This window comes from Salmonella sp. SAL04157 (assembly GCF_046551635.1).
GTDB classification, from domain to species: Bacteria; Pseudomonadota; Gammaproteobacteria; order Enterobacterales; family Enterobacteriaceae; genus Salmonella; species Salmonella enterica.
On sequence record NZ_JBGDVS010000011.1, the window covers coordinates 16096 to 31715 of the forward strand.

Annotated in this window: 17 protein-coding genes; 8 read left to right on the forward strand and 9 right to left on the reverse strand. The window is 52.0% G+C overall.

What is annotated here, in order from left to right; genetic code table 11:
- The first annotated feature begins 2 nt into the window (after positions 1-2).
- Positions 3-1436, forward strand: coding sequence for an SDR family oxidoreductase (locus ACLJRE_RS19205; RefSeq protein ID WP_000068993.1), 1434 nt, complete (start codon positions 3-5; stop codon positions 1434-1436).
- Positions 1437-1531: 95 nt separating this feature from the next.
- A complete protein-coding gene (locus tag ACLJRE_RS19210) occupies positions 1532-2545 on the forward strand; it encodes an NAD-dependent epimerase/dehydratase family protein (RefSeq protein ID WP_000866907.1) in 1014 nt (337 codons plus the stop codon).
- On the opposite strand, the gene ACLJRE_RS19215 is transcribed toward ACLJRE_RS19210, so the two are convergent.
- Positions 2542-3372 carry an N-acetylmuramoyl-L-alanine amidase gene (locus tag ACLJRE_RS19215; protein WP_001202296.1) on the reverse strand — a complete coding sequence of 277 codons (831 nt, stop codon included), beginning with the start codon at positions 3370-3372 and terminating at the stop codon, positions 2542-2544. The two genes, ACLJRE_RS19210 and ACLJRE_RS19215, sit on opposite strands and share 4 nt — an antisense overlap.
- The gene (locus ACLJRE_RS19220) at positions 3369-3692 is read right to left on the reverse strand and encodes a heavy metal-binding domain-containing protein (protein WP_001160725.1); all 324 of its coding nucleotides are present in this window, start codon (positions 3690-3692) and stop codon (positions 3369-3371) included. Before ACLJRE_RS19220 ends, ACLJRE_RS19215 begins: the two co-directional genes overlap by 4 nt.
- Positions 3693-3819: 127 nt before the next feature.
- On the opposite strand from ACLJRE_RS19220, the gene ACLJRE_RS19225 reads away from it, so the two are divergent.
- The 6 genes from ACLJRE_RS19225 to artJ all read left to right on the forward strand — a co-directional run bounded on the left by ACLJRE_RS19225 (position 3820) and on the right by artJ (position 8400).
- Positions 3820-4335 (forward strand): lipoprotein, encoded by a 516-nt coding sequence (locus tag ACLJRE_RS19225; RefSeq protein ID WP_001270724.1) that lies wholly within the window; start codon positions 3820-3822, stop codon positions 4333-4335.
- Between the two features lie 228 nt (positions 4336-4563).
- Positions 4564-5292 carry an arginine ABC transporter ATP-binding protein ArtP gene (artP, locus tag ACLJRE_RS19230; protein ID WP_000027186.1) on the forward strand — a complete coding sequence of 243 codons (729 nt, stop codon included), beginning with the start codon at positions 4564-4566 and terminating at the stop codon, positions 5290-5292.
- Between the two features lie 17 nt (positions 5293-5309).
- Positions 5310-6041, forward strand: a complete 732-nt coding sequence (artI, locus tag ACLJRE_RS19235) for an arginine ABC transporter substrate-binding protein ArtI (RefSeq protein ID WP_000756586.1) — start codon at positions 5310-5312, stop codon at positions 6039-6041.
- A gap of 6 nt (positions 6042-6047) precedes the next feature.
- On the forward strand, positions 6048-6764 hold the full coding sequence (gene artQ / locus ACLJRE_RS19240) for an arginine ABC transporter permease ArtQ (RefSeq protein WP_001001677.1): 717 nt from the start codon (positions 6048-6050) through the stop codon (positions 6762-6764).
- The gene (artM, locus tag ACLJRE_RS19245) at positions 6764-7432 is read left to right on the forward strand and encodes an arginine ABC transporter permease ArtM (RefSeq protein WP_000895393.1); all 669 of its coding nucleotides are present in this window, start codon (positions 6764-6766) and stop codon (positions 7430-7432) included. Before artQ ends, artM begins: the two co-directional genes overlap by 1 nt.
- A gap of 236 nt (positions 7433-7668) precedes the next feature.
- Positions 7669-8400, forward strand: a complete 732-nt coding sequence (artJ, locus tag ACLJRE_RS19250) for an arginine ABC transporter substrate-binding protein ArtJ (protein ID WP_000737539.1) — start codon at positions 7669-7671, stop codon at positions 8398-8400.
- 218 nt (positions 8401-8618) lie between these two features.
- On the opposite strand, the gene ACLJRE_RS19255 is transcribed toward artJ, so the two are convergent.
- From ACLJRE_RS19255 to potH, 7 genes are all read right to left on the reverse strand, one after another.
- Positions 8619-10106 carry a sulfatase gene (locus tag ACLJRE_RS19255; protein WP_023212629.1) on the reverse strand — a complete coding sequence of 496 codons (1488 nt, stop codon included), beginning with the start codon at positions 10104-10106 and terminating at the stop codon, positions 8619-8621.
- A gap of 9 nt (positions 10107-10115) precedes the next feature.
- The gene (locus ACLJRE_RS19260) at positions 10116-10436 is read right to left on the reverse strand and encodes a PTS sugar transporter subunit IIB (RefSeq protein ID WP_000655399.1); all 321 of its coding nucleotides are present in this window, start codon (positions 10434-10436) and stop codon (positions 10116-10118) included.
- A gap of 29 nt (positions 10437-10465) precedes the next feature.
- On the reverse strand, positions 10466-11809 hold the full coding sequence (locus ACLJRE_RS19265) for a PTS sugar transporter subunit IIC (RefSeq protein ID WP_000399318.1): 1344 nt from the start codon (positions 11807-11809) through the stop codon (positions 10466-10468).
- A 294-nt stretch (positions 11810-12103) separates the two neighbouring features.
- Positions 12104-13231, reverse strand: coding sequence for a 23S rRNA (uracil(747)-C(5))-methyltransferase RlmC (gene rlmC / locus ACLJRE_RS19270; protein ID WP_001633252.1), 1128 nt, complete (start codon positions 13229-13231; stop codon positions 12104-12106).
- 42 nt (positions 13232-13273) lie between these two features.
- On the reverse strand, positions 13274-13747 hold the full coding sequence (locus ACLJRE_RS19275) for a YbjO family protein (protein WP_000505788.1): 474 nt from the start codon (positions 13745-13747) through the stop codon (positions 13274-13276).
- Between the two features lie 73 nt (positions 13748-13820).
- The gene (potI, locus tag ACLJRE_RS19280) at positions 13821-14666 is read right to left on the reverse strand and encodes a putrescine ABC transporter permease PotI (RefSeq protein WP_023212630.1); all 846 of its coding nucleotides are present in this window, start codon (positions 14664-14666) and stop codon (positions 13821-13823) included.
- Positions 14663-15616 carry a putrescine ABC transporter permease PotH gene (gene potH, locus ACLJRE_RS19285; RefSeq protein ID WP_000105453.1) on the reverse strand — a complete coding sequence of 318 codons (954 nt, stop codon included), beginning with the start codon at positions 15614-15616 and terminating at the stop codon, positions 14663-14665. The genes potI and potH overlap by 4 nt, the downstream gene beginning before the upstream one ends.
- Positions 15617-15620: the final 4 nt, after the last annotated feature.

The window sequence follows — 15620 nt, forward strand, 5'->3', positions numbered from 1 at the left end:
ACGTGGCGCAACGCATTCTGGTTCTCGGCGCCAGCGGCTATATCGGCCAGCACCTGGCCTTTGCGCTAAGTCAGCAAGGACATCAGGTGCGGGCGGCGGCGCGGCGCGTGGAACGTCTGGAAAAGCAGCGCCTCGCCAACGTCAGTTGTCATAAGGTCGATCTGCACTGGCCGGAAAATTTACCCGCGCTGCTTCGCGACATTGATACCGTTTACTATCTGGTACACGGCATGGGCGAAGGCGGCGATTTTATCGCCCATGAGCGTCAGGCGGCGCTCAACGTGCGCGACGCGCTGCGCCAGACGCCGGTTAAACAACTTATTTTCCTCAGTTCATTGCAGGCGCCGACGCATGAGCAATCCGATCACCTGCGCGCCCGCCAGCTTACGGCTGACACACTGCGCGACGCAGGCGTGCCGGTGACGGAATTACGCGCCGGGATCATCGTCGGCGCAGGCTCCGCCGCCTTCGAAGTCATGCGTGACATGGTTTACAACCTGCCAATACTCACGCCGCCGCGCTGGGTGCGTTCGCGCACCACGCCCATCGCTCTGGAAAATTTACTCTACTACCTGGTCGGCTTGCTGGACCACCCTGCGCGCGAGCATCGTATTCTGGAAGCCGCCGGGCCGCAGGTATTAAGTTATCAGCAGCAGTTTGAACGTTTTATGGCCGTCAGCGGTAAACGGCGTCCGCTGATCCCGGTTCCTTTTCCGACCCGCTGGATTTCGGTCTGGTTTTTAAACGTCATTACCTCTGTGCCGCCGACTACCGCAAAAGCCTTAATCCAGGGGTTAAGGCACGATTTGCTGGCCGATGACGCCGCGTTAAAAAAGTTGATCCCCCAAACGCTTATCACCTTTGATGACGCCGTTCGCCGCACGCTAAAAGAAGAAGAAAAACTGGTGAACTCTAGCGACTGGGGCTACGACGCGCTGGCCTTCGCCCGCTGGCGTCCCGAATACGGCTATTTTCCAAAGCAGGCGGGCTTTACCGCGCAGACCCCGGCCAGCCTATCGGCGCTCTGGCAGGTCGTAAATCGGCTGGGTGGCAAAGAGGGCTATTTTTTCGGCAATATTTTGTGGCAGACGCGCGCCGCGATGGACCGTCTGGTGGGGCATAAACTGGCGAAAGGCCGCCCGTCGCATGCCTTGCTCAAGCCAGGCGATACGGTAGATAGCTGGAAAGTGATCATTGTCGAACCAGAAAAACAGCTCACGCTCTTGTTTGGCATGAAAGCGCCGGGCCTGGGGCGGCTTAGCTTCACGCTGCACGATAAAGGTCGCTACCGCGAAATTGACGTGCGCGCCTGGTGGCATCCACACGGAATGCCGGGCCTGATTTACTGGCTACTGATGATCCCGGCGCACCTGTTTATTTTCCGGGGAATGGCAAGGCGTATTGCCCGACTTGCAGAACAAATCACAGAAAAATGAGAAAAAGTTGCTGTATTCTTTCGTGTTTCCCATTGCATACCGACGTAATTCACGGAAGAATGCGCACGACGGTTTATTAAACACAGTGGATTGATATGAAGGTACTGGTTACCGGCGCCACCAGCGGCTTAGGTCGAAACGCGGTTGAATTTTTGCGCAATAAAGGCATCAGCGTCAGAGCGACGGGTCGCAATGAAGCGATGGGCAAGCTGCTTGAAAAAATGGGCGCGGAATTCGTCCATGCGGATTTAACCGAACTGGTCTCCTCGCAGGCTAAAGTGATGCTCGCCGGGATCGACACGTTGTGGCACTGCTCCAGCTTTACCTCGCCCTGGGGAACCCAACAAGCTTTCGATCTGGCGAATGTTCGCGCCACCCGCCGTCTGGGAGAATGGGCGGTCGCTTGGGGCGTGCGCAATTTTATTCATATCTCCTCTCCCTCACTCTATTTTGATTACCACCACCACCGTGATATCAAAGAGGATTTCCGTCCGCATCGGTTTGCCAATGAGTTCGCCCGCAGTAAAGCCGCCGGCGAAGAGGTGATTAATCTGCTGGCGCAGGCCAATCCGCAAACACGTTTTACGGTGTTGCGTCCGCAAAGCCTGTTTGGCCCGCACGATAAAGTATTTATCCCACGTCTGGCGCATATGATGCACCATTACGGTAGCGTCTTATTACCGCACGGGGGCAGCGCGCTGGTCGATATGACCTACTATGAAAATGCGATCCACGCCATGTGGCTGGCCAGCCAGCCGGGCTGCGATCATCTGCCTTCTGGCCGCGCTTATAACATCACTAACGGCGAAAACCGCACCTTACGCAGCATCGTACAAAAGTTAATAGATGAACTGACTATCGACTGCCGCATTCGCTCTGTGCCTTACCCGATGCTGGATATGATCGCCCGCAGTATGGAGCGCTTCGGCAAAAAATCCGCCAAAGAGCCCCCGCTAACGCATTACGGCGTGTCAAAACTGAATTTTGATTTTACGCTCGATACGACTCGCGCGCAGGAAGAGCTGGGCTACCAGCCCATCGTCACGCTGGACGAAGGCATTGAACGCACCGCCGCCTGGCTACGCGATCACGGAAATTTACCGCGTTAATCCTGGCCGTACTTCTCCAGTAATGCTTCGGCAATCGCCTGCGTTTCGGCATCTGCGATACCGTTCCATTGCGCCGGACGGAAGTGCATCTGGAACGCCATAATCACCCGCTGCTGCTCGCGTGTCGTCATATCGGCTTTGACTTCATAACCATAGCGCGAGAGTAACGCAAGCACCGTTGCGGTATCGACTGGCGTATACGGCGCGCGTCCAGCCAGATAAAACGCTACACGCTGGGCGTCAGGCCAGGCGCCAATCCCCTGCGCCGCCAGCTCGCGCCACGGGAAGCGCGGGCCGGGATCGTCTTTACGCTGCGGCGCGATATCCGCATGGGCCACCACATTCTGCGGTTTGATGTCATAGCGCGCGATAATGTCCTTCGCTAACGGAATCAATGCCTGAATTTGCGCGGATTCAAACGGCGCGAAAGATTTCACCCCGCCGGACATTCGCCAGCCGCGATTTTCCAGCTCAATGCCAATAGACGTATCATTGAGACGCGTGGCGCCTCGCCAGAAACTGACGCCCGCATGCCAGGCCTGATCCTGTTCCGGCACCAGTTGCCAGATGCGCGGTTTACCGCCATATAATGGCGGGGTTGCGGGAATCAGGTAATGCGAACTGACGTTGCGACCCGTTAACGTCGCCAGCGAAACGTCAAAGTTTTCCGCCGTATAGTGAATCACCAGGACTTTAATGCGCGGATAGGCCGCCTGCGCCCGATGTCGGGTATCAAGCTGATATCCCTCTTTATCGATAATTCCTTTTTCGCTCGCGCAGCCTGTTAACAGCAACGCGAGACCCACCAGCCACAGTAGCGCTCTCATCGGCGCGTTTTCACCGCCGTTCCGCTGACGCTGACCATCAGCATACTGCCATCCTTGCCGACAGTTTCGTAATCAATATCGATGCCTACCACCGCATCGGCGCCCAACGCTTTAGCCTGCTCGCCAAGTTCCTGGAAAGCGATTTCACGCGCTTTACGCAGCTCTTTCTCATACGCGCCGGAACGTCCGCCGACGATATCCCGAATGCCGGCGAAAAAATCGCGGAAAATATTGGCGCCTAAAATGGCTTCGCCCGTTACCACACCGCAATACTCCACGATGCTTTGTCCTTCCAGCGTTGGGGTTGTTGAAAACTGCATAGTGAATCTCCCATGTTAGCTAAGCACACGATCTCAAACGCATTATCAAGCTGATACGCTATCATTGAAAGGATATAATTGATTATCGTAGATCGGTTTTTGCTCGATCGCCTATAAGGAAATCATCATGCGCTATTCTAAACTCTCTTTGCTCATCCCGTGCGCGCTTCTGCTTAGCGCCTGTACGACCGTCACTCCCGCCTACAAAGATAATGGCCCGCGTATCGGCGCGTGTGTGGAAGGCGGCCCGGACAGCGTGGCTCAACAATTTTACGACTACCGTATTCAACACCACAGCAATGATATCGCCGCGCTTCGCCCCTACTTGAGTGATAACCTGGCGAAATTGTTGACCGACGCCAGCCGCGATACGGAGCACCGCCAGTTGATGAGCGGCGATCTGTTCTCCAGCCGCGCTACGCTGCCGGATAGCGCCAACGTCGCCAGCGCATCAACCATTCCGAACCGAGATGCGCGCAACATTCCTCTGCGGGTAGCGTTAAAACAGGGCGATCAAAGCTGGCAGGATGAGGTCCTTATGATTCACGAAGGCTCATGCTGGGTGATTGACGACGTTCGCTATCTGGGCGGAGATGTCCATGCCCCTGCCGGTACGCTGCGCCAGTCGATAGAAAACCGTTAACAGCCAGTATTCCCCGCTTTTGCACCCATAACCCCGTAAATTGTCTGGCATTCTGCCCGGGATGCCGACAATTCTTCTTACCTACTATTCCTCCTGCTATTTTGTGCTATGTTTAGGGAAGAATGTGGGATATATTTAACTTTTAACGCATAAATATTGCATAACTATTCTGCGAAAGGTACTATCTGCGGCTTCAATAGCTATCAGACTGCCTGTATACGAGTGTCAATGAGTATTCAATTAAACGGCATTAATTGCTTTTACGGCGCGCATCAGGCGCTGTTCGATATCACGCTGGATTGCCCCGAAGGCGAAACGCTGGTGTTGCTTGGCCCAAGCGGGGCGGGTAAAAGTTCGCTGCTGCGTGTACTCAATCTGCTTGAGATGCCGCGCTCCGGCACTCTGACTATCGCCGGGAACCATTTTGATTTTACGAAAACGCCGTCCGATAAGGCGATTCGTGAGCTACGTCAAAATGTCGGAATGGTCTTTCAGCAATATAATCTTTGGCCGCATCTCACCGTTGTGCAGAATCTGATTGAAGCGCCCTGCCGCGTACTGGGTCTGACAAAAGATCAGGCGCTGGCGCGCGCAGAAAAGCTGCTGGAGCGTTTACGTCTGAAGCCCTATAGCGATCGTTATCCGTTGCATCTTTCCGGCGGTCAGCAGCAGCGCGTCGCGATTGCCCGCGCACTGATGATGGAGCCGCAGGTGCTGCTGTTTGATGAACCGACCGCCGCGCTGGACCCGGAAATTACCGCTCAAATCGTCAGCATTATTCATGAGCTGGCGGAAACGAACATTACTCAGGTGATCGTTACGCATGAAGTCGAAGTGGCGCGTAAGACCGCCAGTCGTGTGATTTATATGGAAAATGGTCACATCGTCGAGCACGGTGATGCGGGTTGCTTTGCCCACCCTCAGACCGAAGCGTTCAAAAACTATCTCTCTCACTAAGATTCGGGACAATGACAATGAAAAAAGTTCTGATTGCCGCGCTAATTGCAGGCTTTAGCCTTTCCGCTACAGCAGCCCAGACCATTCGTTTTGCGACCGAAGCGTCCTATCCGCCGTTCGAATCGATGGATGCTAATAACAAGATTGTCGGCTTTGACGTCGACCTGGCCAACGCGCTATGTAAAGAGATCGACGCCTCCTGTACCTTTACCAATCAGGCGTTCGACAGCCTGATCCCCAGCCTGAAATTCCGCCGCTTCGACGCTGTAATGGCGGGAATGGATATCACGCCGGAACGTGAAAAGCAGGTGCTGTTTACCACGCCATATTACGACAACTCCGCGCTGTTCGTGGGTCAGCAGGGCAAATACACCAGCGTCGATCAACTGAAAGGCAAGAAAGTCGGCGTACAGAACGGTACGACGCACCAGAAATTCATCATGGATAAGCATCCGGAAATCACCACCGTACCGTATGACAGCTATCAGAACGCGAAGCTGGATCTACAAAATGGCCGTATCGACGCTGTTTTCGGCGACACGGCGGTCGTGACCGAATGGCTGAAAGCCAATCCTAAGCTGGCGCCGGTCGGCGATAAAGTCACCGATAAAGATTATTTCGGCACCGGCCTGGGTATCGCGGTACGTCAGGGCAACACCGAGCTGCAGCAGAAATTCAATACTGCGCTGGAAAAAGTGAAGAAAGATGGGACTTACGAGACCATCTATAACAAATGGTTCCAGAAGTAATCTTTGATGAACGAATTTTTTCCTTTAGCAAGCGCCGCCGGGATGACCGTCGGCCTTGCCGTCTGTGCGCTGATCATTGGCCTCGCGTTAGCCATGTTCTTTGCCGTCTGGGAGTCCGTAAAATGGCGCCCGATTGCCTGGATAGGCTCCGCGCTGGTCACTATTTTGCGCGGCCTGCCGGAAATTCTGGTGGTGCTGTTTATCTATTTCGGCTCCTCGCAACTCCTGCTTACGCTGTCTGACGGGTTTACCCTCCATCTCGGCTTTACGCAGATCCCGGTGCAAATGGAGATTGAGAACTTTGACGTCAGTCCGTTCCTGTGCGGCGTGATTGCGTTGTCCCTGCTGTATGCGGCCTATGCGTCGCAGACGCTACGCGGCGCGCTGAAAGCCGTTCCGTCTGGTCAGTGGGAGTCGGGTCAGGCACTGGGATTATCAAAGACGGCGATTTTTTTCCGTCTGGTGATGCCGCAGATGTGGCGTCACGCTCTGCCAGGGCTGGGTAATCAGTGGCTGGTGTTGCTAAAAGATACGGCTCTGGTCAGCCTTATCAGCGTTAACGATCTAATGTTGCAGACCAAAAGTATTGCCACACGCACCCAGGAACCGTTTAACTGGTACATTATTGCGGCGGCTATTTACCTGGTCATTACGCTGATCAGTCAGTACATTCTCAAACGCATAGACCTGCGCGCGACACGTTTTGAGCGGAGGCCGGACTAATGCTTGAGTATTTACCTGAACTGCTAAAAGGGCTACACACCAGCCTGACGCTGACCGTGGCTTCTATTGCCGTCGCTTTGGTGCTGGCGTTAGTTTTTACCATTATCCTGACACTAAAAACGCCGTTCGTGGTGTGGCTGGTGCGCGGCTATATCACGTTGTTTACCGGTACGCCGTTGTTGGTGCAAATTTTCCTGATCTACTACGGACCCGGTCAATTCCCGACACTGCAAGAGTATCCGCTACTCTGGCATCTACTGTCTGAACCGTGGCTGTGCGCACTGATCGCGTTGTCGCTAAACAGCGCCGCTTATACCACGCAGCTATTTTATGGCGCGATTCGCGCGATTCCGGAAGGTCAGTGGCAGTCCTGCGGCGCGCTGGGGATGAGTAAGAAAGATACGCTGGCGATTTTGTTGCCCTATGCGTTTAAACGCGCCCTCTCCTCCTATTCTAATGAGGTGGTACTGGTCTTCAAAAGTACCTCGCTGGCCTATACCATCACCTTGATGGAGGTCATGGGGTACAGTCAGTTGCTCTATGGTCGTACCTACGATGTGATGGTATTTGGCGCGGCAGGCGTAATTTATCTGGTCGTCAACGGTCTATTGACGCTGATGATGCGTTTGATTGAGCGTAAAGCCCTGGCGTTTGAGCGGCGCAATTAACCAGGCAGGATAAGACATTCTCGCCGCCGTTCGACAATGGTCAGATGGCGCTGCGCTTATCAAGCCTACGATGCATAATTTTGAATAAATCTGACGGACAAGTGGTTAACTTGTCCGTCTTTTTTTATCCATTTAAAAATATTTAATCATTTTTATTGCATATAAATTCAATTGATGGCATTGTAAATCTATGCCGCAGACACGGCGCATAATCATAAGATTACGGGAGTGACATCATGAAAAAGTTAGTTCTGGCCGCATTACTCGCCTCTTTCGCCACTGGCAGCATCGCCGCTGAAAAAATCAATTTCGGGGTTTCCGCCACCTATCCCCCGTTTGAATCCCTGGATGCGAGTAATAAAATTGTGGGCTTCGATATCGATCTGGCAACCGCATTATGCAAGCAAATGCAGGCAGAATGTACTTTTACCAATCATGCTTTCGATAGTCTTATCCCGGCGCTGAAATTCAGAAAATATGATGCCGTCATTTCCGGAATGGACATTACCCCGGAGCGCAGTAAGCAGGTCGCCTTTAGCAATCCCTATTATGCGAATTCCGCGCTGGTGATTGCCAAAAAAGACACCTATAAGACCTTTACCGATCTAAAAGGTAAGCGTATCGGTATGGAAAATGGCACCACGCATCAAAAATATCTCCAGGATAAACATCCGGAGGTCAAAACCGTGGCCTACGACAGCTACCAGAATGCGATTATCGACCTGAAAAATGGCCGTATTGACGGTGTCTTTGGCGATACCGCAGTGGTCAATGAGTGGCTGAAAACGAATCCGCAACTGGGTCCGGCAACAGAGAAAGTGACCGATCCGCAATACTTCGGTACCGGACTTGGCATCGCGGTGCGCCCGGACAATAAGTCGTTGCTGGAAAAACTGAATAATGCGCTGGCCGCCATTAAAGCGGACGGCACTTATCAGAAAATCAGCGATCAGTGGTTCCCGCAGTAAGACATATGTGATTAGCCCACCGTGTTGCGAAATGGCAGTATAAATACCTTATTCAGCCCACGGGCCGCCATCGGAAACTATCCTGGCCTGATAAGCGCAGCGCCATTGAGCATTCTACAGTTTGTCATCAGTCTCAAACGCCTGCATCAACAGGCGATTCGGACTAATACTTGCCGGGTGACGCTAACGCGTACCCGGCTTACAACATTGTTACGTTTTTAGATAACATCCAGACCCAGACGGCGATACTGCTCCGCCGGAGCATCATTTTCTTTCATCAAACGGATAAGTAAGTTGATCATCCTTGCTTCGATGGCCTCATCATGAATAGGATGTTGCTGCTGCGGATCATCTCTGAGATCAAACAAGAGATGACCAAAGCTATTCACACCTTTATATTTTTCCCTGGCCGGAATACGTAATACCTGAAGCCCTTTAGTGAATTTAAACGGAGGTGCCAGAGATAATTTTCCCAGTTCATCCACGTCATAACGCGCATTCATCTTGATCGGCATTAACGTGTAGTTCGCAATGTCATGCTCACGCCCCGGTTGCGCGGCCCGCATATAAACATAGCGTCCGTCGGTAACATTAACATGTCCGCTAAACACGCCAAACAGCGCGCCTTCCCTGACGGGTTCATCACTGGCAATGACTTTCGCCAGCGGTTGGCCCTGCATATCTGCGGGAATAGGTTGCTGAAAATAATCCAGTAGCGTTGGCGCCCAGTCAATCATCTGCACCAGCGACTGCCGCCGCGCTCCGCATACCGCGCTGCGCGGGTCCCAGATAAACAGCGGGTTATTCGCCACCTCGTTATAATAGGGCATTTGATTTTTAGCCCACCAACCGTGCTCCCCCAGCAAGAAGCCGTGATCGGTACCGACAATCAGCATCGTATCGCGCCAGAGATCGTGTTCATCCATCAGATTAAGGATACGTCCCAGATTGCGGTCGCACATGGAAACCAGGGCCCGATAACGACAGCGAATATGCGCTATCGCCTCCTCGCTTTCACTGACTTTGCCGCGCGGCCAGTCATAATGCGGGCCTTGCCACTCATCGTCATAGAGCGATAAATATTCCTCGGTGGCATAAAACGGTTCATGCGGATCGAACGTCTCAACCTGCAATAACCAGTTATCTTCGGCATGATTTTTATGGATAAAATCGCACCCGGCGTCAAAAACTTTCGTCTGGGGAAAATCGGCTTCCTGCTGGATGTATTCGCGGTTCGCCCAGTCGTGACGCCATAGCCCGGAAACGCCGCCTCCGGTTTGTTTTTGTGGAACGCGCAGTACTTCCGGAATGGGCGGCTCGCCAACGCTCGCCTTCCAGTGATCGCCCTCCTGACCGCGTACTACGTCCCAGGAGCTATAGCGGTTATGGTAGTTACCGCCGCCGTCTTCCCAGTAATGCAAATGATCGCTGATAAGATGGGTGTAGATCCCCGCTTTTTTCAATAATTCCGGCATGGAATCATCAAAGGGTTCCAGCGGCCCCCACTCACGATGCAGGAAATTATAGCGCCCGGTGTGCAGTTCCCGACGGGCTGGCATACAGGGCATACTGCCGACATAACTATTGTCAAAGGTGGCGGCATGTGCCGCCAGGCGTTGAAAGTTAGGCGCTTTCGTTAGCAAATCGCCATAGGGCGGCAAATAGTTTTTATTCAGACTGTCAAACAGCAGAATAATCGCTTTCATGACTCAGCCTCATTTGTTGAGCAGGTGCGGAAAATTTTTCTCTACCACATCGTAAATCTGTTTACCTATTGATTCGCCATCCATGATATTTTCAATGGGAATGAGATATTGTCCGTGTTTAGGATCGAGGCTAACGACATCAAGCAATTTTTTTGAAATCGCATAAATATCTGCCCAGTCGGTAAATCCACCGACCTCTCCCGCTGCCGTATGCTCCATATCAAAAGAGAAGTCATATTTTGCTAACGCTTTTTTAACCACAGTCTGTAACATTACGCTACTGCCTACACCATAACCGCATACGAATAAAATATTTACAGAATCTTTCATAATAAAATCCTTTATATAAACCGAATCAATTAAATGGAATAAGGACCAAGATGGAACGTTGAAGCAATAAATTTCAGTAATTCACAAATCGCAGGCCACAGAGTCGCCCAGTCAAATATTCCCGTCCAGCCCACACCTTCTTTTGCCAGCCCGGTTAAAGGAATGGCCCATACCGTACCGAAAGTCTGAATAATCCCTAACAGGAAAGTACAAATAATAACGGAACGATATCCCCCCATTCGGTTGGCTAATACGCCGATGGGACCGCCGGAAAAGAAGAGCGGAACAAAACCAGGCAATACCATAATAGGGCTATGGATGAGCAGCAGAATGCCCATGGAAAAAATCGTGCCGAAGGTACAAAAGACGAATCCCAGCGTGGCCGCGTTCGGCGAAAAAGGTAATAAAGCAGCAACATCCACAGCCGGTATAGCGTTAGGAATAAAGCGATCCTGCCATCCTTTAAACGAACCGTTAATTTCGCCTACCATCATCCGCACGCCCTGCAGCAAGATGACCATATACATAGAGAATTGCAGGCCCAGATTGATGATATAGATATACCAGGGTTTGCCTTTCGCCATTAACTGTACGTTATCGATTCCTGTCGCCAATAAAAAACCGCCAACGAAGAGCGTCATCACAATGGCGATTGCCGTCACGTTGTGGTTAAAAATGGCTAACCAACCGGGAAGTTTCAGGTTTTCGGCGTCATGCTTTTCCGGATCGCCGAATTTATGCGCGAATTTCGAGAAAAACCACAGTCCCAACATCTGGTTATGCGCGATGGTAAAACCGGCGTTATTGGTCACTTTGGCGATGGGTTTAACAATAAGCGTGGTTGAAAACGCCCAAAAGACCCCGGTCAATACCCCGGCAATCACAATGGATTGTACCCAACCGAACCCCAGCCAGAAGACAATTAACCACAGTACCGCCTGTGAATGTGAGACCCCGGTATTACCGGTAAGAAATATACCTTTTGCGCCAGTATAACGACCAAATAAAACTAATATCAGGTTAGTAAAAAACGCCAGTACAAAAACGTATCCTACATAGCCGAAATTATCGCCCAGCGCTATTTGCGTCGCGGCTTTCATGGCGTATGAATCCATTAAGTATCCATGCACGCCATAAGCCTTGCTGACTGCCTCTGCAACCGGTTTAAAAGTGGCTGAAAATTGAAAGCCGCCAAATAACACCATCATCAAACCGACCATCGCGCTGATCATACCGGTGATAATTTTTATAGGCGTCTTTTTATCCAGCGCATAGCCAACACCGACTAATATCCCAATTAATATCGCCGGTTCAGTTAAAAACGTTTGAATAACATCTATAAATTTGGCAAACATCGTCTGAACGCCCTCCATAAGCGTGCCTATTCGTTGTCATGATTGACCCCTTTACTGACGTTACGTATTGCTTCGCTGATGCTATTGAAATTTACCCGATAAACCACCTTGTCTAATTTTGCCTTACACGCACTGTAATAATCAAAATTAGTCATTAAAAGATTTAAAGTGATTATTTGTGATTTGATTTGCAAAAATAGGATAATATATAACCATGATCGATCGGAGTTTTTTATCGATCGATCATGGTTATTATTATTTATGGATAATTAGACAGTTAATATAGATATTTTGTATGTCTGGCTTTTGGCGCTACAGCCTGCAAAGCAATGTTAACACTTCATAATGCGCGGTATGCGGGAACATATCGAAAAGCTGAACACGTTGAATACGGTAGTTCGGCAGATGGCGAATATCCTGCGCCATCGTCTGCGCGTTACAGCTTGAATAAATAATAAAACGCGGCGCCATTTGTGCAAGGTAATCGCACAACGGCTTGCCAATGCCACGGCGGGGAGGATTCACCAACACCAGGTCGGGCGTTTCGCCTTGTGCGGTGGCGAATTGGGTGGAATCCAACGCCTGGAAATGAAGGCGGGTCAATCCCAGCTCGGCAGCGGATTGCTTCGCGCAGGCAATCGCCTCCGGCGCGATCTCAATACCGGTTAATTGCATCTGCGGCGTCGCGCAGTGCAGGCCGAATCCGCCCACTCCGCAAAAAAGATCCCACATATGGCGTACCGGCAGTTGCCCTACCCAATCGCGCGCCGTTGCATATAATCGGCTGGCGACCGTAGGGTTGGTCTGAAAGAAACTTTGCGGACGAATCCACAGCGGCACATCGTTAAAACGTTCCGCCAGCGCCTGCTGATCCGTCAGATAGATTTCCGTCTCCCCTTCCATAATCGCCATATGTACCGGCTGAATATTTGCGGTGATCACCCTGAGCTGCGGCAGTTGCGCACGCAGCCACGGTAACGCTGCGCGAAGTTGCGTAAGTTTGGTTTCTGAACGCAACACGAAGCGTAGCATCATGCCGCCATCGAACTGACTTTCCGTCAGCAACAGGTATTTCAGTTCGCCACGTTTTCGCGCCACGTTATAAGGCGTGAGTCCGGCACGGGCAATAAAAGGTTTTAGCGCGCTGAATACGGGGGCAAAGGAGGCGGGATACAGCGGGCAGCCGCAAAGATCGACTGGCGTACCGTCGCGATGCAGCATCCCGAAGAGCGGTTTTTCTACACTACCGCTCACGACCATTTTCGCTTTGTTGCGGAAATGCTGTTCCGGGCCGCCAATCGACGCGCACCACTGTTCAACAGGCAGCCCGGTCAGCAAACGATGTAAATCGGCTGTTTTTGCGGAAAGTTGTTCATTAACCGACTGCGTAATCCATTGACAGGAACGGCAGCGACCCGCGTCATAGAGTGCGCACTGCATACCAAAAAACCTTCATATTATCCGGGGCGACGATTATACACATTATTGCAGCCGGAAGAACCGACGGCTGGGAGCGGGAATAAACAGCAGAAACAGAATTAAAAGATCGGGGAGTTTTTGCATGACCAGGGAATGCAGGATATCACGCTTCGATTCTCCCGCGATGCTAAACAACTCCGGATACCCGTAGCCTAACGACGCCGCCCACAGATATCCGCTCACAATAATTTGTGTCGCCAGGTACACCCAGCGCGCCCAGCTACGGCCTTTCACCAGCGAAAACGCACAATAAATTTCAACAAAGACCAGCACTAAGCTTGCCAGAAAGACAAGGGTTAAGCTCCACGTCTGCACACTGCGATGAATAAACTCGCCCATCCCGCGTATGCCGAGGGTATTCATAATCATCAGCACATCGAGACCGCGAATCAAAATAATCGCCATAGCCGCAACCTGCACCAGCGTAGGCACATTTAAACGGGCATGTGATGAGGTTGATTGCTTTATAAATCCCAATGAATGTCTTCCCTGAAAATGATGCCGCGACCCGCGCGGCAACGCATTGCCATAGTGGAAGATTTTAGTGGCTTCAGCCGCGTCTTGCACGCTGGATATCGCGAATCCGCTGTTTTTCCGCTCGCGCCATCAGGTACCAGGCAATAAATCCGACGATTCCTACCACGCCGAGGATTAACGTCGCCAGCGCGTTGATTTCCGGGTTCACGCCCATGCGCACGCTGGAGAAAACTAGCATCGGTAGCGTGGTGGCGCCGGGACCGGAAACGAAGCTGGCAATCACCAGATCGTCAAGGGAAAGCGTAAAGGCCAACAGCCAGCCCGAGATCACCGCTGGCATGATCATCGGTAACGTAATGACAAAAAAGACCTTCAACGGCGCCGCGCCAAGATCCATCGCCGCCTCTTCAATCGAACGATCCAGTTCGCGTAATCGCGAAGCGATCACCACTGCCACATAGGCGGTACAGAAAGTGACGTGCGCCAACCAGATGGTCAGCATTCCGCGATCGGAGGGCCAGCCGATAGCATGACCGAGCGCGACAAACAGCAGCAGCAGCGACAGCCCGGTAATCACATCCGGCATCACCAGCGGCGCGGTGATCATAAACGCAAAGCCGTTTGCGCCGCGAAATCGTCCAAATCGCACCATCACCACCGCGGCGATAGTACCGAGCACCACCGCCATCGTCGCCGCGCAGGCGGCAATTGTCAGGCTTAGTCCCACTGCGCTCATCATGGCGGTATCCCGAAAGAGCTCGCCATACCAACGCGTCGACCATCCCGCCCACACCGTCACCAGCTTCGAACTGTTAAACGAGTAAATCACCAACATTAACATCGGCGCATAGAGAAAAGTAAACCCCAGCACCAGAATCAGAATGCGCCAGGGCGAGCGAGCGAGCGGTAAGTTATTCATCCGTGCTCCCCCACACTTTTTTGCTGATGTTTATGGAACCACATGATCGGTACTATCAGCAGCAGCAACATAATAATGGCGACCGCAGAAGCCACCGGCCAGTCGCGGTTATTGAAAAACTCCTGCCACAGGACGCGACCAATCATGATACTGTCCGGCCCGCCAAGCAGTTCCGGGATCACGAACTCGCCCACCGCCGGGATAAAAACCAGCATCGAGCCGGCGATGATTCCGCCTTTGGTGAGCGGTACAATGATGCTAAAAAACGTTTTCAGCGGTCGGGCGCCGAGATCCAGCGACGCTTCCACCAGCGAATAATCAATGCGCGTCAATGCGGTATAAATGGGCAGAACCATAAACGGCAGATAAGCATAAACAATGCCGATATAGACGGCCAGGTTAGTGTGCAGGATCGTCAGCGGCTGATCGATAACCCCTAGCCACAGCAACACATTGTTCAGCACGCCGTTGTTTTTCAAAATGCCCATCCAGGCATAGACGCGTATTAAAAAAGACGTCCACGAGGGCAGGATCACCAACAGCAGCAGGATATTGCGCGTGGAGGGCTTGCTGTGCGCCACCGCCCACGCCAGCGGGTAGCCCAACAGCAGGCAGCAGATGGTGGAAATACCGGCAATTTGTAACGATTGCAGATAGGCTTCGAAATAAAGCGGATCGTCGGTCAGTTGCAAAAAATTGCCGAGATTGAGCGTAATCGACAACTGACCGTCAGCCCATTCCAGCAGATCGGTATACGGCGGGATCGCCCTCGCCATTTCCGCCAGGCTTATCTTAAAGACGATAAGAAACGGCAGTAAAAACAGCAGAATGAGCCAGATATAAGGCAAAGCAATAACCAGCTTACGCCCATGTTTCATTTGCATCCGCGCCAACCATAGCGCCGCGCCGCCAGGTTTACTGATGCGTGCCGGAGGTTCAAGTGTGCTCATGTTT